Annotated in this window: 30 protein-coding genes and 1 pseudogene; 17 read left to right on the top strand and 14 right to left on the bottom strand. The window is 54.2% G+C overall.

The window, feature by feature from the left end:
• Nucleotides 1–122: 122 nt before the first annotated feature.
• A complete protein-coding gene (locus RGB73_RS12235; RefSeq protein ID WP_310772352.1) occupies nucleotides 123–668 on the bottom strand; it encodes a GNAT family N-acetyltransferase in 546 nt (181 codons plus the stop codon).
• A 286-nt stretch (nucleotides 669–954) separates the two neighbouring features.
• Between RGB73_RS12235 and RGB73_RS12240 the strand changes: the two genes are divergently transcribed.
• From RGB73_RS12240 to RGB73_RS12250, 3 genes are all read left to right on the top strand, one after another.
• The gene (locus RGB73_RS12240) at nucleotides 955–2,103 is read left to right on the top strand and encodes an MFS transporter (RefSeq protein WP_310774258.1); all 1,149 of its coding nucleotides are present in this window, start codon (nucleotides 955–957) and stop codon (nucleotides 2,101–2,103) included.
• Between the two features lie 180 nt (nucleotides 2,104–2,283).
• Entirely contained in the window at nucleotides 2,284–2,955 is a 672-nt protein-coding gene (locus RGB73_RS12245; RefSeq protein WP_310772353.1) for a VC0807 family protein, read from the top strand.
• Entirely contained in the window at nucleotides 2,952–3,557 is a 606-nt protein-coding gene (locus RGB73_RS12250) for a TetR/AcrR family transcriptional regulator (RefSeq protein WP_310772355.1), read from the top strand. The genes RGB73_RS12245 and RGB73_RS12250 overlap by 4 nt, the downstream gene beginning before the upstream one ends.
• A 56-nt stretch (nucleotides 3,558–3,613) precedes the next feature.
• Here RGB73_RS12250 and RGB73_RS12255 read toward each other — a convergent pair whose 3' ends face one another.
• Together RGB73_RS12255 and RGB73_RS12260 are read right to left on the bottom strand one after the other, a co-directional pair.
• Nucleotides 3,614–4,363 (bottom strand): DUF817 domain-containing protein, encoded by a 750-nt coding sequence (locus tag RGB73_RS12255; RefSeq protein ID WP_396136187.1) that lies wholly within the window; start codon nucleotides 4,361–4,363, stop codon nucleotides 3,614–3,616.
• A 44-nt stretch (nucleotides 4,364–4,407) separates the two neighbouring features.
• On the bottom strand, nucleotides 4,408–5,253 hold the full coding sequence (locus RGB73_RS12260) for a sulfurtransferase (protein WP_310772357.1): 846 nt from the start codon (nucleotides 5,251–5,253) through the stop codon (nucleotides 4,408–4,410).
• A gap of 95 nt (nucleotides 5,254–5,348) precedes the next feature.
• Here RGB73_RS12260 and RGB73_RS12265 point away from each other — a divergent pair, with 95 nt between their 5' ends.
• Nucleotides 5,349–5,891 carry a DUF502 domain-containing protein gene (locus RGB73_RS12265; protein WP_310772359.1) on the top strand — a complete coding sequence of 181 codons (543 nt, stop codon included), beginning with the start codon at nucleotides 5,349–5,351 and terminating at the stop codon, nucleotides 5,889–5,891.
• Nucleotides 5,892–5,997: 106 nt separating this feature from the next.
• Here the strand turns inward: RGB73_RS12265 and RGB73_RS12270 are convergent, their stop codons facing one another.
• Complete coding sequence (locus tag RGB73_RS12270) at nucleotides 5,998–6,243, bottom strand: hypothetical protein (protein WP_310772361.1); 246 nt, start codon at nucleotides 6,241–6,243, stop codon at nucleotides 5,998–6,000.
• Between the two features lie 67 nt (nucleotides 6,244–6,310).
• On the bottom strand, nucleotides 6,311–6,754 hold the full coding sequence (locus tag RGB73_RS12275) for a DUF2621 domain-containing protein (RefSeq protein ID WP_310772362.1): 444 nt from the start codon (nucleotides 6,752–6,754) through the stop codon (nucleotides 6,311–6,313).
• A 178-nt stretch (nucleotides 6,755–6,932) separates the two neighbouring features.
• Between RGB73_RS12275 and RGB73_RS12280 the strand changes: the two genes are divergently transcribed.
• Entirely contained in the window at nucleotides 6,933–7,307 is a 375-nt protein-coding gene (locus tag RGB73_RS12280; RefSeq protein ID WP_310772364.1) for an ATPase, read from the top strand.
• A 238-nt stretch (nucleotides 7,308–7,545) separates the two neighbouring features.
• On the top strand, nucleotides 7,546–8,505 hold the full coding sequence (locus tag RGB73_RS12285; RefSeq protein WP_310772366.1) for a tetratricopeptide repeat protein: 960 nt from the start codon (nucleotides 7,546–7,548) through the stop codon (nucleotides 8,503–8,505).
• Between the two features lie 59 nt (nucleotides 8,506–8,564).
• On the opposite strand, the gene RGB73_RS12290 is transcribed toward RGB73_RS12285, so the two are convergent.
• From RGB73_RS12290 to RGB73_RS12300, 3 genes are read right to left on the bottom strand one after another with little or no spacing between them, the layout of a single operon-like run.
• Nucleotides 8,565–9,371 carry an ABC transporter permease gene (locus RGB73_RS12290; RefSeq protein ID WP_310772368.1) on the bottom strand — a complete coding sequence of 269 codons (807 nt, stop codon included), beginning with the start codon at nucleotides 9,369–9,371 and terminating at the stop codon, nucleotides 8,565–8,567.
• Complete coding sequence (locus tag RGB73_RS12295) at nucleotides 9,352–10,155, bottom strand: ABC transporter ATP-binding protein (RefSeq protein ID WP_310772370.1); 804 nt, start codon at nucleotides 10,153–10,155, stop codon at nucleotides 9,352–9,354. Before RGB73_RS12295 ends, RGB73_RS12290 begins: the two co-directional genes overlap by 20 nt.
• 6 nt (nucleotides 10,156–10,161) lie before the next feature.
• Nucleotides 10,162–11,154, bottom strand: a complete 993-nt coding sequence (locus RGB73_RS12300) for an ABC transporter substrate-binding protein (protein ID WP_310772372.1) — start codon at nucleotides 11,152–11,154, stop codon at nucleotides 10,162–10,164.
• 141 nt (nucleotides 11,155–11,295) lie between these two features.
• Between RGB73_RS12300 and rnz the strand changes: the two are divergent.
• From rnz to RGB73_RS12320, 4 genes and pseudogenes are all read left to right on the top strand, one after another.
• A pseudogene (gene rnz / locus RGB73_RS12305) lies at nucleotides 11,296–12,293 on the top strand (ribonuclease Z).
• Entirely contained in the window at nucleotides 12,290–12,514 is a 225-nt protein-coding gene (locus RGB73_RS12310; protein ID WP_310772376.1) for a hypothetical protein, read from the top strand. The pseudogene rnz and the gene RGB73_RS12310 overlap by 4 nt, the downstream one beginning before the upstream one ends.
• A gap of 107 nt (nucleotides 12,515–12,621) precedes the next feature.
• Complete coding sequence (locus RGB73_RS12315; protein ID WP_310774260.1) at nucleotides 12,622–13,233, top strand: YczE/YyaS/YitT family protein; 612 nt, start codon at nucleotides 12,622–12,624, stop codon at nucleotides 13,231–13,233.
• Between the two features lie 125 nt (nucleotides 13,234–13,358).
• Entirely contained in the window at nucleotides 13,359–13,451 is a 93-nt protein-coding gene (locus RGB73_RS12320) for a sporulation protein YjcZ (RefSeq protein WP_236707873.1), read from the top strand.
• A gap of 117 nt (nucleotides 13,452–13,568) precedes the next feature.
• Here the strand turns inward: RGB73_RS12320 and RGB73_RS12325 are convergent, their stop codons facing one another.
• Entirely contained in the window at nucleotides 13,569–13,832 is a 264-nt protein-coding gene (locus tag RGB73_RS12325; protein WP_310772378.1) for a stage VI sporulation protein F, read from the bottom strand.
• 190 nt (nucleotides 13,833–14,022) lie between these two features.
• Between RGB73_RS12325 and RGB73_RS12330 the strand changes: the two genes are divergently transcribed.
• Entirely contained in the window at nucleotides 14,023–14,985 is a 963-nt protein-coding gene (locus RGB73_RS12330; RefSeq protein ID WP_310772380.1) for a S8 family peptidase, read from the top strand.
• Nucleotides 14,986–15,216: 231 nt separating this feature from the next.
• Here the strand turns inward: RGB73_RS12330 and RGB73_RS12335 are convergent, their stop codons facing one another.
• Nucleotides 15,217–15,474 carry a hypothetical protein gene (locus RGB73_RS12335; protein WP_396136212.1) on the bottom strand — a complete coding sequence of 86 codons (258 nt, stop codon included), beginning with the start codon at nucleotides 15,472–15,474 and terminating at the stop codon, nucleotides 15,217–15,219.
• Between the two features lie 141 nt (nucleotides 15,475–15,615).
• Here RGB73_RS12335 and RGB73_RS12340 point away from each other — a divergent pair, with 141 nt between their 5' ends.
• Both RGB73_RS12340 and RGB73_RS12345 read left to right on the top strand, forming a co-directional pair.
• The gene (locus RGB73_RS12340; RefSeq protein ID WP_310772383.1) at nucleotides 15,616–16,068 is read left to right on the top strand and encodes a DUF188 domain-containing protein; all 453 of its coding nucleotides are present in this window, start codon (nucleotides 15,616–15,618) and stop codon (nucleotides 16,066–16,068) included.
• A gap of 8 nt (nucleotides 16,069–16,076) precedes the next feature.
• Nucleotides 16,077–16,745, top strand: coding sequence for a phosphatase PAP2 family protein (locus RGB73_RS12345; protein WP_310772385.1), 669 nt, complete (start codon nucleotides 16,077–16,079; stop codon nucleotides 16,743–16,745).
• Here RGB73_RS12345 and RGB73_RS12350 read toward each other — a convergent pair whose 3' ends face one another.
• Complete coding sequence (locus tag RGB73_RS12350) at nucleotides 16,746–17,627, bottom strand: LysR family transcriptional regulator (RefSeq protein WP_310772387.1); 882 nt, start codon at nucleotides 17,625–17,627, stop codon at nucleotides 16,746–16,748.
• 133 nt (nucleotides 17,628–17,760) lie between these two features.
• Between RGB73_RS12350 and RGB73_RS12355 the strand changes: the two genes are divergently transcribed.
• Entirely contained in the window at nucleotides 17,761–18,978 is a 1,218-nt protein-coding gene (locus RGB73_RS12355; protein ID WP_310772389.1) for an MDR family MFS transporter, read from the top strand.
• Nucleotides 18,979–19,261: 283 nt separating this feature from the next.
• Here the strand turns inward: RGB73_RS12355 and RGB73_RS12360 are convergent, their stop codons facing one another.
• On the bottom strand, nucleotides 19,262–20,665 hold the full coding sequence (locus RGB73_RS12360) for an amino acid permease (RefSeq protein WP_310772391.1): 1,404 nt from the start codon (nucleotides 20,663–20,665) through the stop codon (nucleotides 19,262–19,264).
• Between the two features lie 201 nt (nucleotides 20,666–20,866).
• Nucleotides 20,867–22,273 (bottom strand): sigma-54 interaction domain-containing protein, encoded by a 1,407-nt coding sequence (locus RGB73_RS12365; protein WP_310774261.1) that lies wholly within the window; start codon nucleotides 22,271–22,273, stop codon nucleotides 20,867–20,869.
• Nucleotides 22,274–22,491: 218 nt separating this feature from the next.
• Between RGB73_RS12365 and RGB73_RS12370 the strand changes: the two genes are divergently transcribed.
• Together RGB73_RS12370 and sda are read left to right on the top strand one after the other, a co-directional pair.
• Entirely contained in the window at nucleotides 22,492–23,703 is a 1,212-nt protein-coding gene (locus RGB73_RS12370; RefSeq protein WP_310772393.1) for an ornithine--oxo-acid transaminase, read from the top strand.
• Between the two features lie 271 nt (nucleotides 23,704–23,974).
• Nucleotides 23,975–24,112, top strand: coding sequence for a sporulation histidine kinase inhibitor Sda (gene sda, locus RGB73_RS12375; protein ID WP_310772395.1), 138 nt, complete (start codon nucleotides 23,975–23,977; stop codon nucleotides 24,110–24,112).
• An 83-nt stretch (nucleotides 24,113–24,195) separates the two neighbouring features.
• On the opposite strand, the gene RGB73_RS12380 is transcribed toward sda, so the two are convergent.
• On the bottom strand, nucleotides 24,196–24,696 hold the full coding sequence (locus tag RGB73_RS12380) for a molybdopterin-binding protein (RefSeq protein ID WP_310772397.1): 501 nt from the start codon (nucleotides 24,694–24,696) through the stop codon (nucleotides 24,196–24,198).
• Nucleotides 24,697–24,938: 242 nt separating this feature from the next.
• On the opposite strand from RGB73_RS12380, the gene RGB73_RS12385 reads away from it, so the two are divergent.
• Nucleotides 24,939–26,129 (top strand): amidohydrolase, encoded by a 1,191-nt coding sequence (locus tag RGB73_RS12385; protein ID WP_310772399.1) that lies wholly within the window; start codon nucleotides 24,939–24,941, stop codon nucleotides 26,127–26,129.
• The last annotated feature ends 11 nt before the right edge of the window (nucleotides 26,130–26,140 follow it).

Genomic DNA, 26,140 nt, shown 5'->3' on the forward strand with positions numbered 1-26,140 from the left:
ACAGGATTGGTTGCCGAACGTTACAAGGAAGGGTCTCCCTTATGTGGTGGGGCCCTTTTGGCTTTGCGATTTTCCCTGAGCGAGCCAGCCAGCCTTATGCGCTCTGCGAGCGGAAGCAGGAATTATTTTCTTGGCATTTCGGTCCCGCGGTCCGCCTGAGTCGAATCGTACGAGAACAGCTTGAGGACATCCGGATCACCCGGCAGCTGGAAAAGGCGTTCAAACCGAAGGCCGATTTTTTGCAGCAATCGGGCGGAAGCGTCATTGTCCTGGGTTGTTATGGCGACTACCCTCGCAAGACCCAGCTTGTTCACGGCGTATTCCATGACGGCAGATGCGGCTTCGTACGCATAGCCCTGCGCGCGATAGGCGGGGAGGAAGGCAAAGCCGATATCGATATCGTCCAAACCGTCCCTTTTGACCAGGCCGCAGATTCCCAGTGGTGTGCTGTCTTCCTTTCGTTCTACGAGAAACAGTCCGAACCCGTATTGCTCGTACATTCGCATCGCCCCGTTCGCAATGTAGGCGCGAGCATCTTCGAGTGTGCGGACGCCGCGGTCCCCGATGTACTGCAGCCACTGTGGGTCGTTGACGAGCTGCAAGACAAACGCAGCGTCGTCTTGGGTCTGATACCGCAGCAAAAGCCGGTCCGTTTCCATCACCTTCATGAAAGTCACCATTCTTTCTTCTTGGAGTAAAGAAGCACGAAAGATAGAGTACGGTATTCCCCCACGATTTTCCTTTTTCGGTATCGGATTTCGGGCTGTTGAGATTTTCCCTGCACGCTGCGGAACTTTGCATCCTTCCGCCATAGCGACGCTGTTCGGCATTCCCGAAGCGATTGGCCTTCCCGTGCAAGCTTCCTTTTCCAGGCGGTTTTCTATCCTAATTGGACGACTCCCTACATATATTGGGACAAAGAGTGTACCACCAGAGGAGAGGAGGGGAATACCTCTGAGGGTTCTCCTGTTTGTCGTGTTGTTTCTCGTGGCGTTTGACATGCACGCGCAGACGCCGCTGCTTGCGCCCTACTTAAACATCCTGGGGGTCTCAGCGGCGATGATCGGCTTTGTCTTGGGAGGGTATGCGGTCAGCAACCTGACAGGAAATTTGCTGGCGGGCCCTTTCCTGGACCGATACCCGAAAAAGTACTTTATTTCCGGAGGGCTCGTGCTGGCGGGAGTGATGCTCATCGGGCAAGGGGTCGTCCAGCATACCGGAGGGTTTTTCGCCTTTCGCCTGATGCTCGGATTCCTCATGGCGTTCGTCTCGCCGGCATGCTCTGCCTTGCTCGGAGAGACGGGAAGGTCCGAGCGCGAGCAAGGGGAAATCATGGGGAAGAAGGGGCTGGTGCTCACGACCGCGGGGATCGTGTCGCCGGCTGTAGGGAGCTTCCTGGCCGTGAAGTTCGGGTATAGCCAGTCATTCATCATTTTGGGCTACATCATGCTGATCGCCGGCGTATTCGCCGGACTCGTCCTGCCGATCCGAGTGGCCGGCAGTGTGCCGAATCCGCCGAGAGTAGCGAGAGTCGGCAAAAGCAGTGTGATGGCCGTCCTGGAAAACCGTCTGTTGTATCCGGCTTTTCTCGGCGGCTTCGCCATTATGTACGCCCAGGGTACGATCATTTACGAGGTGCCCTTGTGGATTCAAAAGCAAGGGCTCTCTCCGGGTGTCACGGGAGTTCTGTTCAGCCTCAAAGGGCTGGGGGCGCTCGCAATCCTCAGCCAGTTTTGGCTCTACCGAGTGCCTGTCGAGCAGCGGACGCTTGCCGGGATCGGGGTTCTCAGCCTCCTTTTGTACGGGCTCGCCATTGGCTTGCCCATCCCGATCCACGTCATGATGTTTCTCTTAGGAGCCTGCTTCGGCATGCTGTTCCCCGCATTGGCCACGCTTCTGACGGTGCATTCTCCACGCGAGCTTTACGGCAGCGCGTTCAGCATTTACTCCGCCGTCCTGTCGATTGGAGCCGTCCTGAGCCCGATCATTGCCGGACTCATCGGGAACTGGCACCATTCCTACTTTATTGCGTTCTTTGTGACCGCCGGCGTATGTCTGGCCGGGGGGATCCATCGCCTTTTGCTCAGTGGAGTGCCCAGATGAGCGAAGCAAAAGCAATCGGAAAGTGGCCGCAGCTTCCCAGTCGGAGAAGGCGGCCTTTTTCTACGCCTTTTTTTCACGAACCAACTTGACATACCTACGGTAGGTTTGTAAACTCGAGGTACCGACCGAAGGTATGTTGAAGAATTTCCCGGATCAAAACCCGGTAGGAAAGACGTTTGAATGAAGAGGAAAGAAGGGACGATGTGCCACATGAAAAAAACACGCAATGAGATCGTGATTACGCTGGTTCTCAATATCCTGTTGCCTTATCTGATTTATAGCCTGCTTATTACCCGTACGAGCAGCATCGCCGCGCTTTCGGCTGCAGCCCTTGTCCCGTTGTGCGACTCGCTTTACAGCCTGATCCGTACCCGCAAGCCGGATATGTTTTCCGGATTCATCTTCCTCGGGCTGATACTCAGCGTGATCGCTGTCCTGCTCGGAGGGGATGAGCGTTTCATCCTGCTGCGGGAGTCTTACGTGACAGGCATCATGGGGCTGGTCTTCCTCGTTTCGCTGGCATTTGCCAGACCGTTGATTTACCATTTTGCCGAGAGGTTCACTGGCCGCGATCCGCACATGAATGAGAAATGGGAGTCAAACCCGCGCTATCGCCGGACGTTTCGCCTGCTGACGGCGGTATGGGGAGTAGCCTTGCTGCTGGAAGCGCTCGTGAAAGTGGTACTGGTGTACACGTTGTCGATCCCTACTTTCCTGCTCGTCTCGCCTTTCTTTGCTTACGGCATAATCGGCCTGACAATCTGGTGGAACATCAGCTTCGTAAAACGGGCAAAAAGGCAGGGAGCGGCTGAAGCGAGTGCTGATTTGCAAACAGGAGGGAAAAAGCAATGAAGGCAAGTACGATGAATGCCAGCCTGAAAATGCTGCTGGACATTGCCAAAGAGATGATTATGGAGAAAGGGTGCCGCGCGACGACGTTGCAGGAGATTGCAGATCGGGGCGGGCTGACCAAAGGAGCCATTTACCATTATGTCAAGAGCAAGGATGAACTGTTTGCCTTGATTTTGGAAGAGGGGATGGAGGAGGCCAATGAAAAATTTTTCGAGTCTACGGCAACTGCCCCTATCGGACCGGAAGGAAAGCATGGACCGCTCAGCCTCTTGTCCGTGAGGCTTCGCAACATCGCCAGCGCGGACAGTGCCGCAAGCCAAGTCTTCATTTACCTGCTCAGCCAAAAGGATAAGCCGGCCGTGGCGAAAATTCTCGGCCGTTATTACGACACATCGATTCAGACATCAAAAAAGTGGATCGAGTATGGACAGCAAAGCGGGGCGATCCCTGCTTCCGTCAACGCGGAAAAGGCAGCCCGGATGTTCACCGTATTCAAAAACGGCCTGCAAGTGCAGCATAGTTTGGGGCCGGAAAACGAAATCGACGATGCGGAGATTTACGCATTCATGGCCAACGTCCTCAGCGAAAAAGGAACGCACTGACAAACACGAAGCCCCCTGCCGGTCCCACGTAGGACAAATGGCAAGGGGGCTTTTTGCTAGACAGGCGTTTGCTTGTTGGATTTCTGCCCGGCAGCCCGGCTCTTCACATGCTTCAGCTGAGCCACGATGATGAAGCTGACGATGACGAGCAGAAACCAGGAGCTGATTTTGCTGATGTGGACGATGTCCCAGCCGTCGCGTTGATTCGGATAGTACCAGGCGCCGAAAAAGGTGGCGATATTCTCGGCGATCCAAATAAAAAAGCCGATCAGAAAAAACGCGAGCGGAAGCGGCATCCAAAGGCGTTCTTCCGCTACCTGAAAGTGAACGCGCGTGCGCCAGAAGACGATAAAGATCGCCACCGTCAGTACCCAGCGTACATCCCACAGAAAGTGATGAGTGAAAAAGTTGAGGTACACCGCGGCACCCAAACATACAGCCAGCCACTGATTCGGCCATGCGGAAAGGCCGACGTCCAGGCGCCGCCACGCCTGGCAAAGGTAGCTCGCGACACTCGCATACATGAATCCGCTGTACAAGGGAACTCCGTATACCTTGCTCACGGCCGGCTCCGGGTACCCCCACGACCCCATGTGTACTTTGAACAGTTCCAAGGCGAGACCGATCAGGTGAAACACGGTGATGACCTTGAGTTCATCCTTCGTCTCCAGCCTGCTCTTGACCATGACCACCTGAAAAAGCAGGCAGAGCAAGAGCAGCAAATCGTATCGGGCCAATCCCGGGATGCTGACAAATTTCGATACAGCGAGCGCCGCGAAAATGAAGACGGGAAAGATGCAGGACATAGCCTCCTGGTACCCGAAGTGGAGCAGGAGGCGGAACGCGCGAATCACTCTTTGACCTCGCCGTCAGGAGTAGGACCGACCGCTACGGGCAAATCGTAGGAGCTCCAGTCGCTCCAGCTGCCCGGATACAGCTTGGCATCTGTCCGTCCGGCAGCATGCAGGGCCAGCAGATTGGAGCAGGCCGTCACTCCGGAGCCGCAGTAGACGATGATGTCTTGGTCGGAGAACGGCTCCAGCCGCGATTTGAGCTGGTCCACAGGCAGCATGGTCTGGTCGGGAGCGAGGTTTTCCTTGTAAAAGAAGTGATGGGCGCCGGGAATGTGGCCGGCTTTCGGGTCGAGCGGTTCGCTTTCCCCACGGTAGCGTTCGCCTGCTCGGGAGTCCAGCAGTGCGGTTTTGGGGCCTCTCGCTTGCACGCCCTGGATGTCTACGAGCATGTCCGGACGCACCTGTGGTTTGAATGTACGGGGCTTCGGCGTAGGGACATCCGCCGTGACCTCGTAGCCAGCCCTCTTCCAAGCTGCATAACCCCCGTCGAGCACCGCAGTCTTGTCGTGACCGAGGTAGCGCAGCAGCCACCAGAGCCGGCCTGCCATGGCCATCTCCTGATCGTCGTATGCGATGACGGTCGTATGCTCATCGATGCCCGCCTGGGAAAAGAGGGACGTCAACGCTTCCACGGAAGGAAGCGGATGGCGTCCGCCGTGCTCGGCTTTCGGGCCGGACAGATCGCGGTTCAGGTGGAAGTAGAGAGCGCCAGGTATGTGATCTTGTCCGTAATCCTCCGCACCTGCTTCCGCTGTGCTCAGTTGGAAGCGGCAGTCCACAATGACGAGCTGGTCGTCGTGTAAATGGTCGTGCAGCCATTGGGCCGTGACGAGTGGTTGCATAGAATCTCCCTACTTTCGCTTTTTTTCCTACATCATAGCAGAAGAGCTGTCCAATCGGGTACAATATTCTGGGGAATTCGAGGAGGGAGAACATCATGAAACGAGTCATACGCTATTTTCTGGAGGGGCTTTTGTACGTCATACCTCTCGCAGTCACCATTTATATCCTGTACACCATCTTCGTCACAGTGGACAGCTGGCTGGGGCTGGGCATTCCAGGCGTAGGCTTTGTCCTGACCATTGTCGGAATTACCGTCGTCGGTTTCCTCGCATCGAATGTGTTGACGCGCGGGGTACTGGCGCTCGTCTCCAAAGTTTTTGAAAAAGTGCCGTTCATTAAATTGATCTATACATCCATCAAGGACTTGATCGGTGCATTCGTCGGGGAGAAGAAGAGCTTTGACAAGCCGGTGCTGGTCACCTTGTCCAAAGACGGGAGCGCCAAAGCGATCGGCTTCATCACCAAGGAGAGCCTGGAGTCGTACGGCCTGTCGGACCACGTAGCCGTGTACTTCCCGCAATCGTACAACTTTGCCGGCAATTTGCTCTTGTTCCCCAGTGAGCAGATCCAACTGCTGGACGTAGACAGCACCGAAGCCATGGCGTTCCTCGTATCCGGAGGGGTATCCGGCAAATAGAGAGAGGGAAGTCCGACCAGAAAGAAAAAGGGGTGTCTGCGCAGGTTTTTCTTTCCTTTGCAGACATCCCTTTTGGCTTGTACAGATAGGAATATGGATTTCGAAATCAGCTGCTGAAAAAAAAGCTGCGGCTGCTTCGTTTTCTGCCGTAATGTCGGTGCCCGTACGACTTGTGACCACCGATCATAAACGGTCCCTGGCGCTTGTAATCGCTGCTGCTGTAATGGCGGTGCCGATGTCCGCCCATTTTCCAAAGCCACTTTGCCCCTGATTTGAGCAGGGCGACAATGACAACGGCGGCAATGATGAACAGCACGAGCCCGATACCCAAAATCGCAAGGATGATTGTCATCCGCATCTTCTCCTTGAAGTTCGACCTGCTAGGTAATACGGATGTGCCCAAATCAGGTTTCAGACGATCAGCTTTCGGCGTTGAGATATTGTTCGTAGCGGGTGTAGTCGATCTGCTTGTCCTTTAAGTGGGCGATCAGCCATTTATGGTCACGTTTGGGGGTAGCTACGATGTAGCCCTTGACGATCAGGTCGGTCGTGATGACGCTTGCTTTTTCCTCCAGGGCGATCTGTCCGATTTTGGCTGCAATCGACCTTCTCGCCACATCGCGGAATAGCTGGGGGACGGGATCGACCAGTTCGTTCAGCAGAGCAAGGCCTTCCTCTGTCCAAAGCGAGCGAGTCTGATCGATGTAGTAATCCTGCCAATCCAGATCCGATTTCCCGTCGCTCTTCGGCATCGACTTCAAAAACTTGCGAAACATGAAGTATCCGCCGATTCCCATCAGGCCGACCAGGACGATAGACCAACCCATGATGAACAGGGAAAAACCTGTGGACATTTGTGACATAAAACTGCACCTCGTTACTATTACTTTGTCATCCAAAATGTTTCGTAACCAAAGTGTACCTTATTTTGGCTGCGGCAACAAACTTTTTGTGCGAGCGCCCATCCTGCGGGTTTGCTCTTCCCAAGTACACATACAATTTAGTATGATTAGAATTAATCTTTCTAGGGAGTTGACGCTCATGTTCAAGCTAGGACAACGCGTCGTCATTGTTGCCGACTCCTTTGAGCAAGGCTTGCCCATGGGCGAATACGGTTACTTGATTGCACGCGACCGCAACCCAGACAGCGCCTTTGCATGGGTGATACGCATACCCAAATTAGATAAGCAATTTCCCGTTGTTGAAGAGGATATCGCTCTGGAGTCGCAGCTGCTCGAAGAAGAAGCGGAGCGCGTATCGCGCGAGGCTCTGCTCGACTTCGCTCTGGCTACGCGCAACGAAGCGCTTTTCCGCCAACTGGTAGGCTTGCAGGATGCGGAAGAGGCAAATGACGAACCAGTAAAGGAATCCGTAGAGGATTTTATCCGTAAAGTAAATATGAAAGCGTGGATTTAAGGCACAAGACACGTAACGGTTTTTCTTGCAAAAGACAGGACGATCCCATTCGCTCTGTGAAAGAGTCGAGAAAATCGAGAGTCCATTTGGAAGAGAACAAACGAAACGTGAGCCCTATGAACCCCGGCTCCGCCCAAAAAGCTTGGGGCTGCCGGGGCCATTGGGAAGATCGTTCTTTTGCCGGGACAAGCCGGTCCCATGAGACTAATTGTGAAGGAAATGAAAGAGAGGCTGTTACATGTCTGAATTTGTGACGTTTACCAATGAGTTTGGTCATTCCATCGATATGTCGCGGGAGGATTACCAGAAAAAAATCATTCCGCACAACCTGGACCTTTACTGGGATCAAAAGGAAAAGCTGCGTGATTTCGCGATGGAATTGGTGAAGGAGCAATTTCACGAGCAGGCAGCCGTCGCAGCAGACAGGCTCCTTGAACTGTACGGTCCGATTGAGTCAGCGCTCATTTTTCGGGCCGTCGTGCACATGCAAGCGAGAGAGTTCGATCGCGCCAAAGCCATTTTGACCGATTGTCTGGAGCGTTTCCCATCGTCGGGCACAGCCTGTACGAATCTGGCCAAAGTCTACGCCTTTGAGGGAGACGAGGCAAAGGCGTTCGAGACGTTGAATACCGGGCTGCACAAAGATCCGAATCAGGAAAACGGCCTAAATATGTACGTGGAGAGCTTTCTGTCTGGCGGCAGGAAGGAAGAACTGAAAGAGCGGCTGAAAGCGCTCGCAGGGCTGGAAGGAGCATGGCGCCCGCAACTGCATTTGGCGCGCGTCGCGTTGACGGAAGAAAATCTGCTAAAGGCCATGCACTGGTACGACCAGGCAATCGAAGGGGCAAAGGATCGCTTCGAGGTCGTCATGACGGTGACGGGAGAGCTCGGACAAGCGGGCTACGTGTACCAGTTGATTCAAATATGCGAGAAGTACTGGTCGCCCGATTTTCCTTTTCCCTATGCCGGCTTCAATTACGCCAACGCACTGATCGCCACGGACCAAAAAGAGAAAGCCATCGCGATCCTGCGAACCATGCAGGAGCATTTGCCTGACAACTACAAGCCGATGGTCGATCATTTCCTTCTGAGAGTGCCGGGCGCGCAGGAAGTGGAAGCGGCAGCCGCTCAAAAAGTGGCCGACAGCCAAACCGCAGATTCGGCTCACAAGAAGAGCTGGTGGAAGTTCTGGAAGTAGCGAGCAAAAGCAAAAGCGCCCGAACCGGTGAGTCGGGCGTTTTTGCGTTGTGTTGCCATCTATTTGAACTGGCTGGTGAGCCGCCGCTCCAGGAACGCGACGCCTTGGTACATCAACGTGGCGACGACGGCGATAATGGCGAGGCTCATCATGACCAGGGTAAAATTAAAGACCTGAAATCCGTAGATGATCAAGTAGCCCAATCCCTGCTGCGAGACGAGGAACTCTCCGACGATGACGCCGACCCAGGAAAGGCCGACATTTACTTTCAGCGTGGCGAGGAGAGTCGGGATGGTGGAAGGCAGGATGACCATCGAAAAGGTTTGTCGCTTGTTTCCCCCAAGTGTCTGCACGACTTTGATGTAGTTGGGGTTGACTTCCTTGAAGCTGGTGTAGATGTTGATCGTGGTGATGATCACCGAGATGGCGCAGCCCATCGCGATGACGGAAAACAGTCCCGGGCCGAAGCTGACGATGAACACCGGTCCGAGCGCGACCTTCGGCATGCTGTTGGCGATGACGAGGTACGGCTCCAGGACGCGGGAGAGAAATGGAGACCACCAGATGATCGCAGCGATCACGGCCCCGAGCAGCGTGCCGAGGAGGAAGCCCACGACCGTCTCCCACACCGTCATGCCGACGTGGGGCAGGAGGGTGCCATCCAGCAGGACCGTCCAGAATTGGGCCCATACCTTGGAAGGATAGCTGAAAATCAGCGGATTGATCGCATTCGTCCGCGCGAGCAGCTCCCATAATCCGAGAAACGCGAGAAACAGGATGCACTGCGTCGACAACACCCAGTTGCGGGTCTTTGCTTCCCGCCGAAGATAACGGCGATGGACGGCTTCAACTTCCTTTTGCTGCATCGGAAACCACCTCCATCTCTTTCCAGACGCGGTGGAACAGGTCCTGGAACCCCGCCTCATTTCGGGCAGCGAACGGAATGGCGTCCCGAATGTGGGGAGGAATCGTGACTTCACTGTTGATCTGGCCTGGATTGCGTGACAAAATATAGACTCGATCTCCCATCGCGATCGATTCGGAGAGGTCGTGCGTGACGAGAACAGCCGTCTTTTTGTGGCGGCGCAGCGTGGTGAAGATCAAGTCTTCCAGCTTGAGCTTGGTTTGATAGTCGAGGGCCGAAAAAGGTTCATCCAGAAGCAGGACATCCGGCTGGCAGGCAAGCGTCCGCACGAGTGCCACTCGCTGGCGCATTCCACCGGAGAGCTGCGTGGGCGAGGACTTGCGCACGTCGACGAGCTCCATTTCATCGAGGAGATGAAGGGCGTACTCTTCCGTCTCTTTGGTACGGATTCCTTGGATGTCCAGCCCGAGGAAGACATTGTCTTCAATGGTCCGCCAGTTGAACAGATAATCTTGTTGAAGCATGTAGCCGACCTGGCGTGACGTGCCGGCGACAGGGTGTCCGTCGAGCAGCACCTTGCCTGCCGTCGGTTGCTCCAATCCGGCCATCAGCGAGAGCAGAGTCGTCTTGCCGCAGCCGCTGGGACCTACCAAACAGATGAACTCGCCTTCCCCCACGCGCAGGTTGATATCCCTGACCGCCATGAATGCCCGGGTCGCGGATAGGTAAAGATGGGTCACGTGGCAAAGTTCAAGTTTGGCCGGCGTAGAAGGAATCTGGTTCATTGTCGTCTACTTCCCTTCTTTAGCAGCTTTGGCGAAGGTGGTATTGACCAATTTGGCGTAATCGGCGGGCTGCTTCAGCTCTCCCGCACTGTTCATGATGTCCTGCAGCTGGTTCCACTCGGCTTCATCCAGGATCGGATCCGTGGCGTAAGAGCCTTGCTCCAGGTATCGCTTCACTGCGCTCTCCAGAATATCAGGCTGAATTTGTTCGAAGTATTTGCCGATGACCGCAGCCGTTTCCTTGGGGGTGTGGCTGGCAACCCATTGTTGCCCTTTGTAGACGGCATTGGTAAACTTTTGGATAGCGGTGGAATGGCTGTCCATATAGCTTTGCTTGGTCATGAATACCGTATAGGGGACGGTGCCGCTCTCCTTCCCGAACGAAGCGACGACGTGGCCGATCCCTTCCTGTTCGAAGCGGGATGCTTCCGGCTCGAACAATTGTACATATTCACCGGTTCCGGATGCGAAGGAAGCGGCGATGTTTTTGAATTCGATGTTCTGGATCAGGGTGAGGTCGCTGCCCGGGTTGATGTTGTGCTTTTTGAGCACGTATTCGCCCACCATTTGCGGCATGCCGCCCTTGCGCTGCCCGAGGAAGACTTTGCCTTTCAACTGATCGAAGGAGAATGCGTCCACTTTGTTGCGAGCTACGAGAAAAGTGCCGTCGGTCTGCGTCAGCTGGGCAAAGTTGACGACAGGATCGGCTGCGCCTTGCTGCGAGACGTAGATGCTGGTTTCGGATCCGACCAACGCGACTTCGATGCCGCCGGACAAAAGCGCGGACATCACCTTGTCGCCGCCGGGAATGGTAGAAAGCTCGACGTCCAGCCCTTCGTCCTTGAAGAACCCTTTTTCCAGGGCGACGTATTGCGGCGCGTAGAACAGGGAGCGCGTCACTTCACCGATGCGGATTTTTTCCGGAGCGCTCGAGCACCCGGCCAGAATGGCCATGATGGCAAGCCCTGCGGCAAGACCCGCGGATATGAGCCGTTTCATTATCAGGAGTCCCTCCTTGCTAGGCTGTAGTTTTGATGTAGCGTATGCGCCCAGAGAAAAAAGGGTGAATGCCTAGAGAGCCGGACAGGCACGCTACGCCGGGGAGAGGGTACACAACCATAAAGGAGATGCGCACAAGTCGTGATCGTGACTTTTTTAGGAACAGGATCGGGAGCCCCAACCACGAGACGCAATGTAAGCGGAATCGGTCTGCGCTTTTTGCAAGCGGGAAAGTGGTGGCTGTTCGACTGCGGGGAAGGTACACAGCATCAGCTGCTCCGCTCTCCGATGAAGATCAGCCAATTGGACAAAATTTTTATCACCCATCTGCATGGGGATCACCTATACGGATTGATCGGTCTGCTCGCGAGCAGGTCTTTGCGCAATGGCGAGGCCGCCCCTCTGGAGCTGTACGGCCCGCCTGGACTGGATCGCTACTTCCGTGCCGTGATGGAGACCAGCCCGGTTCACCTGCAGTATCCTCTGGAGCTGCGAATTGTGAGCGAAGGCGTGGTCTATGAAGATGATGAGATCGTCGTCACCTGCCGGATGGCAAAGCACCGGGTGCCGTCTTATGCCTACGCCGTCACGGAAAAGGAAAAGCCGGGAGCGTTCTTGGTAGATCGGGCCAAGGAGGCGGGGGTTCCGTCTGGCCCGTTGTACGGCGCTCTCAAGCGTGGAGAGAAAGTGACGCTCCCGGACGGACGCGTCTTGGACGGCAAAGACTTCGTGGGGGAGCCGCAGCCGGGACGCAAAATCGTCTTCAGCGGCGACACGGAGCCGTGCGCTTCGGTGCGGGAGCTGGCACAGGCCGCCGACTTACTGGTCCATGAAGCTACCTATGCGTACAAGGACAAGGAGCTGGCTGTACGGAGCGGCCACTCCACAGCGCGGGAAGCGGCGGAGCTGGCGAGACAGGCGAATGTCAAGCAGCTTTGCCTGACGCATTTCAGTCCGCGCTACGAGGATGAAGAGGGAGACTTTACGATGGAAGATCTTCTGGCGGAGGCTCAGGCCATCCATCCCTGCACACAGCTGGCAGCCGATTTTGCGGATGTTCCGGTCAAGCGGGTACGTATGACGGAAGGAAGCGCAGAAGCGTGCGAGTAAGATCATCCAAGGGAGGAGAGGGAGCATGAAACGAATCGCGTTTGCGACTCCGGAAGAATTGATTCAGCATTGTCGGAAAGAGGAAGTCGGCCTGGTGGTGGAATACCGTGATGAGACAAACAAGCAGCGTCAGGTCGTATTGTCGGGGGAGCGGCTTGCCGAGGTGGAAACGTATATGAACAGCGCCAAAGCAGAGGCTTACTACCGCAAGGACGGCATTTTTTTTGAAGTGATCGCGGGCTGGAAGTAGGGTACAGACGCTCAGACAAGAAAAGACCGACTGGTCGAACGGGAGAGGAAAGGTGAAAAGGGGTGTCTGGTATACGGATCAGCAAACCGTTTGTCATCCGCTATGCGATGTTTATCGCAGGGCTGTTCGTCGGCGCTCTCGGGTGCGTGCTGGCGATCCAAGCCAGGCTGGGGGTAGCGCCGTGGGATACGTTCCACATCGGTTTGCAAAAGACGTTTGGTTTGACAATCGGGATCTGGTCGCAGATCGTGGGCGTCGTCGTGATTTTGTCTTCGTATGCCGTAGCGAAAATCAAACCGAATGTCGCGATGTTTATCAACATGATTTGCTTCGGGAGTTTTCTGGATTTGATCTTGTGGACGCATGTCATTCCAGCACCGCAAACATGGACAGGGAGGCTCCTGATGTTTTTGCTCGGCGTCATCGTCATGACGATTGGAATCGGGATGTATCTGTCGCCGCGCCTCGGAGCGGGACCGCGCGACAGCTTCATGCTCGCCATGAATGAGCGGCTGGGCTGGAGCATCCAGAGGGTCCGGCTGATCATTGAGGTCACGGTCCTCCTCGCAGGAGCGGCACTTGGCGGCCCGGTATCCATCGGCACCGTGTTGATCGCCTTGCTGACAGGCCCCTTGATCCAGCGGACGATTCCGTTTTGGGAAAAGGTCATGAAGAGGCAGTACGCCTTGCCGGAACCAATGAAGCGTCAAGCAGGTTAGGCCCTGTCCACATTCGCTGATGCGCTCTTATCCAGAATTGGGTAATTCCATTGGGCGAGCGTCCAATCATGTTTTGCCAAGAGCACATACCCTATGATCAGTTGCCGATGAAGGAGGGAAAGCGAATGAGCGGATTTAATGGCTTTGGCTTCGACGACTTTGCTTTGGTACTGGTGTTGTTCGTACTGCTGACGATTGTTGCGTGCGCTTGCGACTAAGATCGAGACTGTGCCGAACTGGCGAATAACAAAAGGGAGAGCGAGGAGCTCTCCCTTTTGTTTTGCTTCGAAATGGATTTGCCTTGCCGTCGAGAGAAAAAATCGGCTGACGGATTGTCAGCCGAGTACGTCGTGCACCTGCTTTTGTACGCTGGAAATTTGCTTGTCGTTCAACTCTACGCCAACAGCCTTGCTGACTTTCTTGATCAGGTTTTTCAGCTTCTTGTCATCCTTGAGATCTTTTTTCGAGTAATTTTTGGCCAGCGATTTAATATCGCTCATCTTCCACTTTTTCTTGCTCTTTTTGTTGATTTTTTTGAGCAATTCGCTAGGACTGCCTTTCAGATTCTTGATTTTCAGCTTCTTTTTTTTCTTAGCCACTGTCTCACCGCTCCTCTCATCATGAAACCTCTGCTGTCCTATGCAGTTATATGGGAAGTTGCAGTTATTCGCTTGGACAGATGGTCAGGGCATTACGCCTATTTTGTCAGGCATGTGTAGATGCCCAAACCCAACGGCTCAGCAGCATCATAGGATGGTGGCAGAGCATTCATGACAGGAGGCCAGCTGCGTGAAAATCATCAGCTTTCATCGACATACACCGTTTCAGGAGATCTTGGCGGATTTACGGGCGCATGTCACGGATCAGAAGGAAAAGCAGCCGTGGAGATGCTACGACGATTTGTCCTGCATGTGCGTCAATGAACGCGTGTATGAACGCCACCACTCCCATTTCAGCCGGTATTCGGCTACGGTAGAAGATAATGTGACGATCAGCGTCCATGCGCAAAGCATCGAGGAGACGACTGGAGAACCCGTGGGGGGCATCGCCACAGATGAAGTGCCATGGGGGGTCCGCTACGTCGGTGCGGAACGGCTCTGGAAAAGGGGACGCGGTGAAGGGGTAAACATTGCTGTGATCGATACGGGCATATCGCGCGATCACTATGATCTGCGCGATCGAATCAAAGGAGGAGTCAACCTCGTCTCGGGCAGGCAAAACGGACATGGCACGCATGTCGCAGGAATCATCGTGGCGGAATTGAATCAGAAGGGGATCGTCGGAGTGTCGCCCGAAGCGCATCTGTACGACGTGAGAGCCTTCGGTGAAGACGGGAAATCTTCATTGGCCACGATCTTGCGGGCGATCCGCTGGTCGGTCGAGAACCGGATGGACATCGTCAACATGAGCTTCGGGATGCCTCAATACAGCGAAGCGTTGGCACGTGCCGTCGAGCGAGCGAGAAATCAAGGGATTATCATGGTGGCTTCGGCAGGCAACAACGGAGGCGAAGTAGAGTATCCGGCCCGTTACAAGGGAGTCATCGGGGTAAGCGCCATCGACCAAAAAGGTAAGCTCGCCGATTTCAGCTCCCGGGGAAAAGGCGCGAATACCAAAGCGCCAGGCGTGGACATTCTGTCGACCTGGCCGGGGAACCAGTTCCGGACGTTGAACGGGACATCGATGGCTGCCCCGCACGTGACCGGACTCAAAGCTCTGGAGCTGTCCCGGGCGCGGAAAAAGAAAGGGTAACGCCGATGTAGACGATCGCCCTGCGCGAAAAGGGAGGAAGGTGAAAGGGAAACTCCTGATTTTCCAAGGCCAGAACGTTCGCGCGATTGAGAAATCCAGCAATGGCGCATTGATCTGGATGCCTGTACGAGAAAGACGGAGCGGTGCAAGCGTGAAGCGTCATCTGAACGAGACAAAAGCCCTGGGATCGCGAATATCCCAGGGCTTTTGCGTGCAGCGCGCCAAACGCGTTTATTGATGGACTTTGGTGTCATGATCTTGCTGGACGCGGAACCATATATTAAGATCATTAATGACACTGGCCAATTCGTGGATTTCGCTGTTGAGTTCGCAGGATCGAAGGAAGTTCTCTTCTTCGGACATCTGTTTGGTTTTCTCGATGATGACCGCTTCGATCCGTATGATCTGGTCCGGAATGGTCGCGCGGATTTCCTCCCATTCCAGCAAAATGTCGGCTCTCTCTTCGTCTGAATAGGATTCCCATTCCATGTCCAAAGCAGGCAGGCGAATACCCAGACGTTCATCTAGAACAAAATGATTGCGCAAAGATTCGTTCACTCCTCTCCAGCTCCATCATACCAAATTTGGTCCGGGTCGGGGAGAGAAAAAGCAAAGGAGGGGCGGATGCCCATGTCGCACAGTCGCGTGCTGATTGACGCCGATGCCTGTCCGCGCCAGGCATTGGCGATCGCACAGGAATTATGCGGAGAGTTTGGATGGAATTGCTATACATACGCCAGCTACAATCACCAGCTGACGGGAATCAACCACATCGCGGTCGATGCAGGCCCCCAAGCGGTCGATACCAGGCTGGCGAACGACACGCGATCCGGAGACATCGTCGTCACCCAGGATATCGGTCTCGCTGCATTGATTCTCGGGAAAAAGGCGGCTGCATTGACGCCGCACGGAACCATTTTCGATCCCGAGAGAATCTCCTTTCATCTGGAGGAGCGCAATGAAAAAGCCAGATACCGCCGGGGAGGAGGGCGGACAAGGGGACCTGCGCCGCGTTCCCGCGAAGACGACGCTAGGTTCGCAGCGGCTCTTCGCTCGCTGCTGGAACTGGAGAGGGAGAGGTGACCGCAAATATGACGGATGATCATGGCAAAAAGCTGGCGAGCGGAAGTGTTGTCTTTTTCGCTCTAGCCGTCCTTCTGATCGGAATGTACATGGCCGGCAAAGTGGAGGGAATGGATCAGGCAGGCTTTGCGCTCGCGGCCGGGCTGAGAACCGAGTGGCTTACGGCTTTTTTTCGGGCTTTGACGAATTTTGGAAGCGCCGTGGTGTTGGCGCCGTTGGGAGCCGTCCTCATCATCTGGCTCTATGCCAGGAAAAGACGGGCTGAGTCGGTTGCCGTGCTGCTGACGCTGGGAGGCGGAGAACTGCTGAACGAGGCGCTCAAAGCCGTCTTTGCCAGGGCGCGGCCGACCGTCTTCCATCTCATTGAGGTACCGGACTCCTTTTCGTTTCCCAGCGGCCACGCAATGATCGCCCCGGCTTTTTACCTCTTGCTCGCCTATCTGTCCAGCCGCGAGTATGCAGGGAAGACGTGGGTGCCCATTCTTCAGCCCTTGACGTGTCTGTTCGTGGTCTTGCTGGCGGCCAGCCGGGTGTATCTGGGGGTTCACTTCCCGAGCGATGTGCTCACCGGCTTCTGTTTTTCGCTGTGCGGCTATTTCTTGGTCCGATACGGCTACGAGCGGCATTTGGCAAGACGTCACGCTCCCGTACGTCCCCTTTCCGTGCCTCGAGAGTAGCTAGGTGGAATATCCGAGTTCCTTCATCAAACCCAGCCATTTCTCCACGCTGGGTTTGTTCTTTTTTTCCTTGGGCAACACGATATACGCGGAACGCTTCGGCGGTTTGTTTCCGGTGATTGTGATTTCCACGAGCTTTCCGGAGGCGAGGTCAGACTTAACGGTTGAGCGTGTCACCAGACTCGCGCCGAGTCCTTCCTTGATCAGATCGATGGCCAGCTCGGCCTTGTCGACCGTCAGCTTGGGCACGTAATTTCGCGGCAAGGTTTGTCTGATCCACTCGTTAAAGGGAGGACCCCAGTTCATGTGGATGAGCGGCAGATGTCGCAACTCCCGCGAATCGATGTGGGTGGAGGAGATCACATTGCTCTTCGGACAGGTGACCAATACCACTTCGTCTTCCCAGGTGGGGATGACATCGAATGTGGGCAAGGATGGCGGTACGTATACGATGCCGATCTGGATGACGTTGTCCAGCAGGTACTGGATGACGTCCGAGGAGTGACCGGTACGGGTGCTGATCGCAATTTGCGGGTAGCGGTAATGGTATTCTTTCAAGATCGGCTCGAGGGTGGATGTCCAGATCGAGTTGAGGCTGCCGATCGACAGGTAATCTTCATAGGGCTGCAGGGCAGCGACTTCATTGAGGGCCTCATGGGAAAGCTTGAGGATTCTTTCCGCATAAGGGAGGAGGGTCAAGCCTGCCTGCGTGATTTCCACACTCCGCTTGTCGCGGATGAACAGAGGTTTTCCTACTTTTTCTTCCAGTTGCTTGATGCGCATGGTCACGGTAGACTGGACGAGATGGAGGATTTCTGCCGCCTTCGTAAAGTTTTTCGTCTGGGCCAATGTGTAAAAAGCGCGTAATTGTTCAAAGTCCATAAAGTGAGAATCCCTCTTATCTAAATATTTGATTACAATATACAAAATTGTTCGTTTCTCAAATTATACCCTGTTCTTTAAGCTGGGAATATCCCTAATTCGGCATTCACTAGGGGAGAGCGAGGGGTATTAGATGAAGCGGGAATTGTGGAGGGAAACGCCGTTTGCTGTCAAGCTGCTGCTGTCCACCTCTTTCATGATGAATCTTGGTTTTTACGCGTTGATCCCGTATTTGACGCTGCATTTGACCGGAAGTATCGGCTGGACGCTGGCGATGGCGGGACTGGTGTTGAGTGTCAGACAATTTTCCCAGCAAGGCTTTGCCTTTCTGGGCGGCGTGGTGGCCGACGCATTCGGGTACAAAGGCACCATGGTGCTCGGCATGGCCATCCGCGCGGTAGGCTTTGCCATGTTTGCATTTTGCACGGAGACATGGGAGTTTTTCCTGGCTGCCGTTCTGTCGGGCCTCGGGGGATCGCTGTTCGATCCAGCGGGTTCCGCTGCGTTTGCCGTCTTGACTCCGGAGTCGATCCGCAAAGAAGTGTTCGCCTTTCGCAATGTATTGACAAATATTGGTGTCGTGGGCTCCCAGATCGTGGGGACCCTGCTATCCGCCGTTGATTTTACGTACCTCTCGCTGTTTGCGGGAGCGGTCTTCGCGCTTTGCGCACTGATTGCTTTTTTTCTGCTGTCTCCGATCGCAGCTACCAGCACGCGTCAGAGCATTTGGGCCAGCATGGTTCACGTGCTGAAGGATCGGCCTTTCGTTCAGTTCACGCTGATCGCGATGGGCTATTACTATTTGAGCATGCAAATCTTTCTGACGATCCCGCTTCTCGTGGAGCGCGTCACGCACAACAAGGGAGACGTGGGCATCGTGCTGTCGGCCGTGTCCGTTTTCGTGATCCTTTTGCAAATGCAGGTCAGCAAGTGGATGGAGGGCTATCCGCATCGACTCACGCTAATCGGTATCGGGACGTTGGTGATGGGGACGGGGCTGTTCATGCTGTCGTTTGCTGATTCGCTCTGGATGCTGCTCGTCGACGTCTTCCTGTATGCGCTCGGGACGATGATCGCCGTGCCCAATCTGGTGGATGTCGTACCCCGCTTCGCTCCGAAAGAGCTCGTGGGGGCCTACTACGGCTTCAATGGGTATTCGATCGCGATCGGCGGCTCGCTGGGCCAGATCGTAGGGGGATGGGTGTACGACCAGTCCTTGGCCCTTCAGATGGGATGGCTGCCTTGGGCGATCTGCCTGTCCGTCGGGGTGCTGGTGGCTTGGATGCTGTATCAGATGGAGCACCGTACGGGCCAGCTTGGAGGGGGCCACCCGAAAATAGCGCGCTCCTAGGAACGGAAAAAATTTATTGGGCTTTTTGAAACATTTACCATTCGTGGTACGTATATAACGGTAGAGACGATTGGCAGAGGAAAGTGAGGGAATGGATTTATGGAAGATATGAAAAAGCTGAAGAGAATGTTACTTTTTACGAGTTCCCTTGGATTCGCCGTTTTTGCCATGGTAGTAATTACGGAAATTGTTCGCATCTCCTTGTAGTATCGCCAACTCATAAACATGCGAAAAGCTTGCAGACCCGATCACGGGAGCCGCAAGCTTTTCTTTTTGGGCTTTCTCAAGCCGCGTTCTTTTCTTGTGGTTCCAGCTTCTTTTTATAGTGGAGCTGGTAGATGATGATGGCGATGATCATAAACGGTACGCCGCAGTAAAGGGCGATCCGCTGCTCGGGATCGAACGCAAGGCTGACCAAAACGGTCAAGTTCAGGATCAGCGACACCATCGGGACGACAGGATAAAGCGGTGTCCGGAACTTCAGGTCCTCCAGTTTGCCACCCGTCCTCAAATAGTGGCGGCGGAAGGCGAGCTGGGAAGCGGAGATGGAAATCCAGCCGATTTGAGCCCCCAGACCGGCGACGGACAACAGAACCATAAACACCGTGTCCTCCGCGAAAAAGCCGGACAAGAGGGACAAGAGCGCAATCATGAAGGTGATCAGCAAGGCGTTCATCGGAATGCCTTTTTTGTTGACGGAAGCCAGCTTGGGTGAGGCCATGCCTTCCGTTGAAAGGGCGTACAGCATGCGAGTCGCAGCGTAGAGTCCGGAGTTGGCCACGGACAAGAGCGCGGTCAGCACGACAAAGTTCATGATGTCGGCAGCGTAAGGAATTCCGATGCTGTCGAATACGACGACAAACGGACTTTCCACGACCCCTGCCTGTTGGTAAGGAATCATTCCCGCAAGGATAAAGATGGCAAGCACAAAGAACACGAGTGTGCGCCAAACGGTATTGCGGATGGACTTGGGAATGGTTTTCTCCGGTTCTTTGCTCTCACCTGCTGCAATCCCGATGAGCTCTGTGCCTTGAAAAGAAAAGTTCACCGTGATCATGGTCATCAAAAGCCCTGTGATGCCGTGGGGGAGCCAGGAGCTGCTGGCAAAGTTGGAGAACATCGGTGCAGGCTGGCCGTTTTTCAGGTCGATCAGGCCGAACATGGCCGCACCGCCCAAAATGATGAACAGGATGATAGCGCTTACTTTAATGCTGGAAAACCAAAACTCGGTTTCGCCAAACGCACGGGCCGACAAAGCATTCAGCAGGAACAGCCCTGCGCCGAAGATCGCGCACCACATCCATACAGGTGAATCAGGAAACCAACGCTGCATCAAGAGACCCGAAGACAACAATTCAAGCGCGACGGTAACCGCCCAGCCGAACCAGTAAAGCCAGCCGACGCCAAAACCGAGGGAAGGGCTCACAAAGCGAGTCATGTACGTTTGAAAAGAGCCGGATACCGGCATCGCAACGGTCAATTCACCGAGGCACAGCATGGTCAGATACATGATGAAGCCGCCGACCAGGAAGGAGAGGATCGTGCCGAACGGACCTGCCTGGCTGATCGTATAGCCGGAGCCCAGGAACAAGCCGGTGCCGATGACACCTCCGAGAGAGATCATGAAGAGGTGCCTGCTGTTCATGCTTCGTTTCAACTGTTGATGGTTTTCCTTGTGTGTGGTCATAGAGTCGACTCCTTCGTGCAGAAAGTAGAGAAAAGGTGAATACGTTTTCAAGGCGACTATACTTTGTGCAAGAATGATACCAAATAACATAAGCCCATGGAAAGTGCCCATTTTAGGAAATGTGCAAACATTCGTTGCAGTTTTGTGCAAAAAATGAAAAAAATACGCCAAATTTTTTGGCGTATTCTGCGCTTCCGGGCATTAGCCGCGGATACCGAGCTTTCGCAGCCGGTACTGAAGGCTTTGCCTGCTGATTTGCAGCTCCTTCGCGGCCCTCGAAATATTGCCTCCGTATTTGTCTACGACATGATGAATGTAAGCGGTCTCGAATTCCTGCATCGTTTCCTTGAGCGGCTTGCCTTCTCCGAGGAAGGGGAGGAACGGCTCACTCAAGGGCTCCACAGCAGCTGCGGATACGGCGGAGGCGGGAGTGCGGCGCAAAAAGTGCAACGGCAAATGCTCAAAGCCGATGAGCGTCTCATCCATCATCAAGTTCATCGCACCTTCGATCAGATGCTGGAGCTCCCTGACGTTCCCGGGCCAGTCATGCTCGTTGAAAAAGTGCAGGACCTCGTCAGTCACGCCTACGACATCCATTTGAAACAGCTGATTGTATTTGGCGATGAAGTGCTTTGTCAGCATCGGTATGTCTTCCTTCCGTTCCCGCAGTGGGGGGAGGAACAAGGTGACGACGCCGAGTCGGTAGTACAAGTCTTTGCGAAGATGCTGGTTCGCGATCGCTTCTACGGGATCTTCATTAATGGCGGCGATAATCCGCACATCGATAGCGCGGTCCTTGGTGTCCCCGATGCGTCGAATGGACTTCTCCTGCAGAGCGCGCAACAATTTGGCCTGCAAAGACATACTAAGCGAGTTGACTTCATCGAGGAAGAGCGTGCCGCCCTCCGCCTGTTCGAACAAGCCGGGGCGCTCGATTGCGCCGGTAAAGGCTCCGCGGGAAGTACCAAACAGCAGCCCCTCGATCAGGCTGTCGGGCAAAGCAGCGCAGTTTTGTGAAATAAGGGGAGCGGAAGCGCGCAAACTAGCATTGTGAATGCTTTGCACAAACAGCTCCTTGCCTGCTCCGGTCTCTCCGACCACAAGGACGGAGGAAGAGGTGCGGGCTGCTCGTTTTGCGCTTTCGATTACATCGAGAATGGGTGCGCTGCGGCCAATGATTTGGTCAAAGGTATAACGAGAACCGTTTTTTTCGAGCAAATTTTCGCGAATGAGCCGCTCCATCTTGGTCACGTCGTCCGCGATTTCGACCGCGCCCACGATTTGTCCGTTTTCCAGGATCGGGTACGTATTGTTAATCGTCGTAATTTCCTTCTGCTTGTCGTTGAAATACGTCTGCCGGGTGTTTCGAATGCTTTTTCCCGTCCGCAGGCACGTGAGCAGGGTGCTTTCCTGTCCGCTGGGAAACTGGAACACTTCGGATAACGGCTTGTGCAGCACATCCTGCTGCGACATGGATTCCAGCTCCGTCATTTTCTGATTGTAGACAATCGTTTTTCCGTGCGCGTCGATGACATGCACGCCTTCGTTCATTCTGTCCAAGATCTGCTCGTAGATACGCAAGAACGTGTCGGGGGATGAATGCTGCATGGAAGACGACACAATGGTTCACCAGCCTTTCCTCGTGAAAATATCATATCATAGGAAGCAATAGGTGCAAAATGTTTATGCACATGCCGAAAATGTCAAACCGATGCGCAAAAATATTTTGCGGTTCAACGCATTTTTTGCATCCTTTCTCGTCTTTTTTCGATTGGCATCGTTCTTGCTTATAACAATTGCATGTGAACTTGAAGGAGGTCGTCAACATGGAACAAACCAAGAAAGTAATTGACCAGACTGAAAAATACGGAGCGCATAACTATCATCCGCTGCCGATCGTCATCTCCAAGGCGGAAGGTGTATGGGTGGAAGATCCGGAAGGCAATAAATACTTGGATATGCTGAGCGCGTACTCCGCCCTGAACCAAGGACATCGCCACCCGCGCATCATCCAGGCGCTCAAGGATCAGGCAGACAAGGTGACGCTGACCTCCCGCGCGTTTTACAACGACCAGCTGGGCGAATTCTATGAGAGATTGTCCGCTTTGACAGGAAAAGAAATGATTTTGCCGATGAATACCGGGGCGGAAGCGGTTGAGACTGCGCTCAAGGCAGTGCGCCGCTGGGCTTACGATGTGAAGAAAGTAGCGGAAAACCAGGCGGAGATCATCGTATGCGAAGGCAACTTCCACGGACGCACCGTGACGATCACGTCTTTCTCTTCCGCTGAGGAGTACAGAAGCGGATTCGGTCCGTTTACACCTGGCTTCAAAATCATTCCGTACGGAGACATCGAAGCGCTGAAAAAGGCGATCACGCCAAACACAGCCGCATTCATGCTCGAGCCGATTCAAGGGGAGGCAGGAATCATCATTCCGCCGGAAGGCTTCTTGAAACAAGCATACGATGTATGTAAGGAAAACAACGTCCTTTTGGTTTGCGATGAAATCCAAACCGGCTTCGGTCGTACAGGCAAGCTGTTTGCGAGCGACTGGGAAGGCGTAAAGCCGGATATGTACATCATGGGGAAAGCGCTGGGCGGCGGTGTATTCCCGATCTCCGCTGTTGCTGCGGACAAAGAAATTCTCGGCGTATTCGAACCAGGCTCCCACGGCTCGACCTTCGGCGGCAATCCGCTCGGCTGCGCAGTTGCGGTAGCAGCGATGGACGTGCTGGCGGACGAAGGACTCGTCCAGCGTTCGCAGGAGATGGGCGCGTACTTCATGGAGAAGCTGAAAGAAATCAAAAACCCGCTCATCGAGGAAATTCGCGGCCGTGGTTTGTTCATCGGTTTGGAATTGAAAACAGCGGCCCGTCCGTATTGCGAAAAGCTGAAAGAACTGGGCCTGCTCTGCAAAGAAACGCATGAGACGACGATCCGCTTCGCTCCGCCGCTTGTCATTACCAAGGAAGAGCTGGATTGGGCGATCGACAAGATCAAGCAAGTGCTGCATGTAGCAGAAACGGCAAACGCATAAGGCCTGCGAAGAATGCTGCCCTCACCGGGGCAGCTTTTTTGTTTGGAAACGGGTATGAATGCGAGGAAAATGTATCGACAAATTTCGACCGGTTGTGGATAAAGATGGAAAAGGAATCCACATAGAGGTGTCTTGCTTTCAATCGGTTACGCACATATTGCCCACAACTTTTGCACAACTTTTCCACATGCAGTGTGGATATCGGAACGGTTGTTCGATACTGGCAGCATCTGCTACAATAGGCACATAAACGAGCTGGAGGTGAGCAAAGGTGAAATACTTAAGCGATCAGATGTTGATAGAAGTATATCATCGAGCTGTCGACCTTCAACTAGATGCTGCTTTTATTGAGCTGCTTCGTCTGGAACTGAACAACCGAAACATCCGTATCGCACAAGCCAGCGCGTAAGAGAAGAAGATGCTATAAGAAAGGCAAAGCCATCCCCCGACTGTGGTGGATGGCTTTTTCATTGGGCAGACGCAGGCTACCACTTACACGAATTCGATTGCGGTGATTCCTTCAATCGGCGGCTCCTTGGCGAGCAGCATCTCGGGCAAATACAGATAGACCGGACCGTTTTCGCGAATCGGCTTGCCGTCTTTTGAAAATTGCAGGATGGCACGTCTTGCCTCTGCCAGGGGCAGCTCGACGGGTTCATTGCCTTCCCGGTGCAATCGGACCCGGGTGGCTTCCGGCAGGGGCTGCGCATTTGTGATAAAAGGATCAAGACGTATGCCGTAGTCCCCTTCCAGCACTTTGCGCTCTTGTGCGAGAGTCTTGCGTTGTTCCGTCGGCAGCTGTGCGCCCTCGCGCAGCTCCTTGTCCCACTGGTTGCCTGTCCCTTGCAAATATTTGGCCTGGGTCTGATCGGCAGAATCGGTCTCCCCGACGTACGTGCGGAGGTCGAATTTTCGATCGTCAAAAACCCAGACGGTTGGATCCAAGGTAATAGGATAGGAGATGGCTCCTTTAAACACGATCACATCCGACATGAAGCATACCTCCGTAATCAATCATTCTCGTTTTCCATTCTCCATTCTACTGAACATCTCTTCGGACAGCAATTGAATGAAATATAACGAAAATTTCAGAAATTGGTCTTAAAATCATTGACACATAATTCAGAGTTTATATAATTATAGTAAATTATTGAACCTTTATAGAAAGGAAGTGAATATGCCGCTCAGCCAAGAGCATGTTTCAAATCAGATTTTACGAAAGAGGAGGCAGTGCGATGGAACGCGATCTCATTACCCAGCTTCTCGAATCGGTACGTGAAGACGTGATTACCTGGCGGCGTCACTTGCATCAAAACCCGGAATTGTCCTTCCAGGAGGAGAAAACGGCGAACTTCGTCTACGATCTCTTGACTTCGTTTGGTCATATGGAGCTGTCCAGACCTACCAAAACGAGTGTGATGGCGAGGCTCATCGGCAGCCGGCCCGGAAAAGTCATCGGCCTGCGGGCTGACATGGACGCTCTGGCGATCACTGAAGAAAACGATTTTCCATACGCTTCGCAGGTACCCGGGGTCATGCACGCATGCGGGCACGACGGGCATACAGCGATGCTTTTGGGCGCGGCCAAAGTTCTCACCAGTCTGCGCGACCGGATCTGCGGGGAAGTTCGTTTCATCTTTCAGCACGCCGAGGAAGTGCAGCCGGGCGGTGCGCGGGAAATGGTGGAGGCTGGGGTAGCCGACGGAGTGGATCTCATGCTGGGCATCCATCTGATGTCCCATTTGCCCGTCGGCAAAATCGGGCTCACGTACGGGCCGGTCACAGCCAATTCGGACCGCTTCGACATTACTATCCAGGGCAAGGGTGGACATGCCTCGACGCCGCAGACATCGATCGATCCGGTAGCGATCGGCGCGCAGGTCATCTCCAGCTTGCAGCACATTGTGTCTCGCCAAACCGATCCGCTGGAAAAGCTGGTCGTTTCGGTCACGAACTTCCACGGAGGGACAGGCGCTTACAATGTCATACCGGATCGGGCGTATTTGAGCGGTTCGGTTCGCAGCTTTGCGGGTGAGGTGAGAGAGTCCGCAGTCTCCCACCTGGAGCAAATTGTCGCAGGTGTCACAGCGGCATACGGAGCGTCCTACTCCTTCGATTATCGCTACGGGTATTCATCGGTTTTCAATGACGAGGCGGTCACGAGATCGGTGGAAAAGCTGATCGAAGAGGAATGGGGCCAAGATGTGATCCAGTACGTGCCTCCGATGATGGGCGGCGAAGATTTCTCCGCGTTTTCCGATGCGGTGCCCAGCTGTTTTGTCTTGGTGGGGGCGGGCAACGAAGAGAAAGGGATTGTCTACCCGCATCACCATCCGCGCTTTACGGTGGACGAGGATGCGCTTAAGGACGGGGTCAGGCTGTTTGTCACGTACGTATTGAAAGCGGCAGCGGAAACATCAGGCTAGATAATACTTTT

The organism is Brevibacillus brevis (assembly GCF_031583145.1).
Classification (GTDB): domain Bacteria; phylum Bacillota; class Bacilli; order Brevibacillales; family Brevibacillaceae; genus Brevibacillus; species Brevibacillus brevis_E.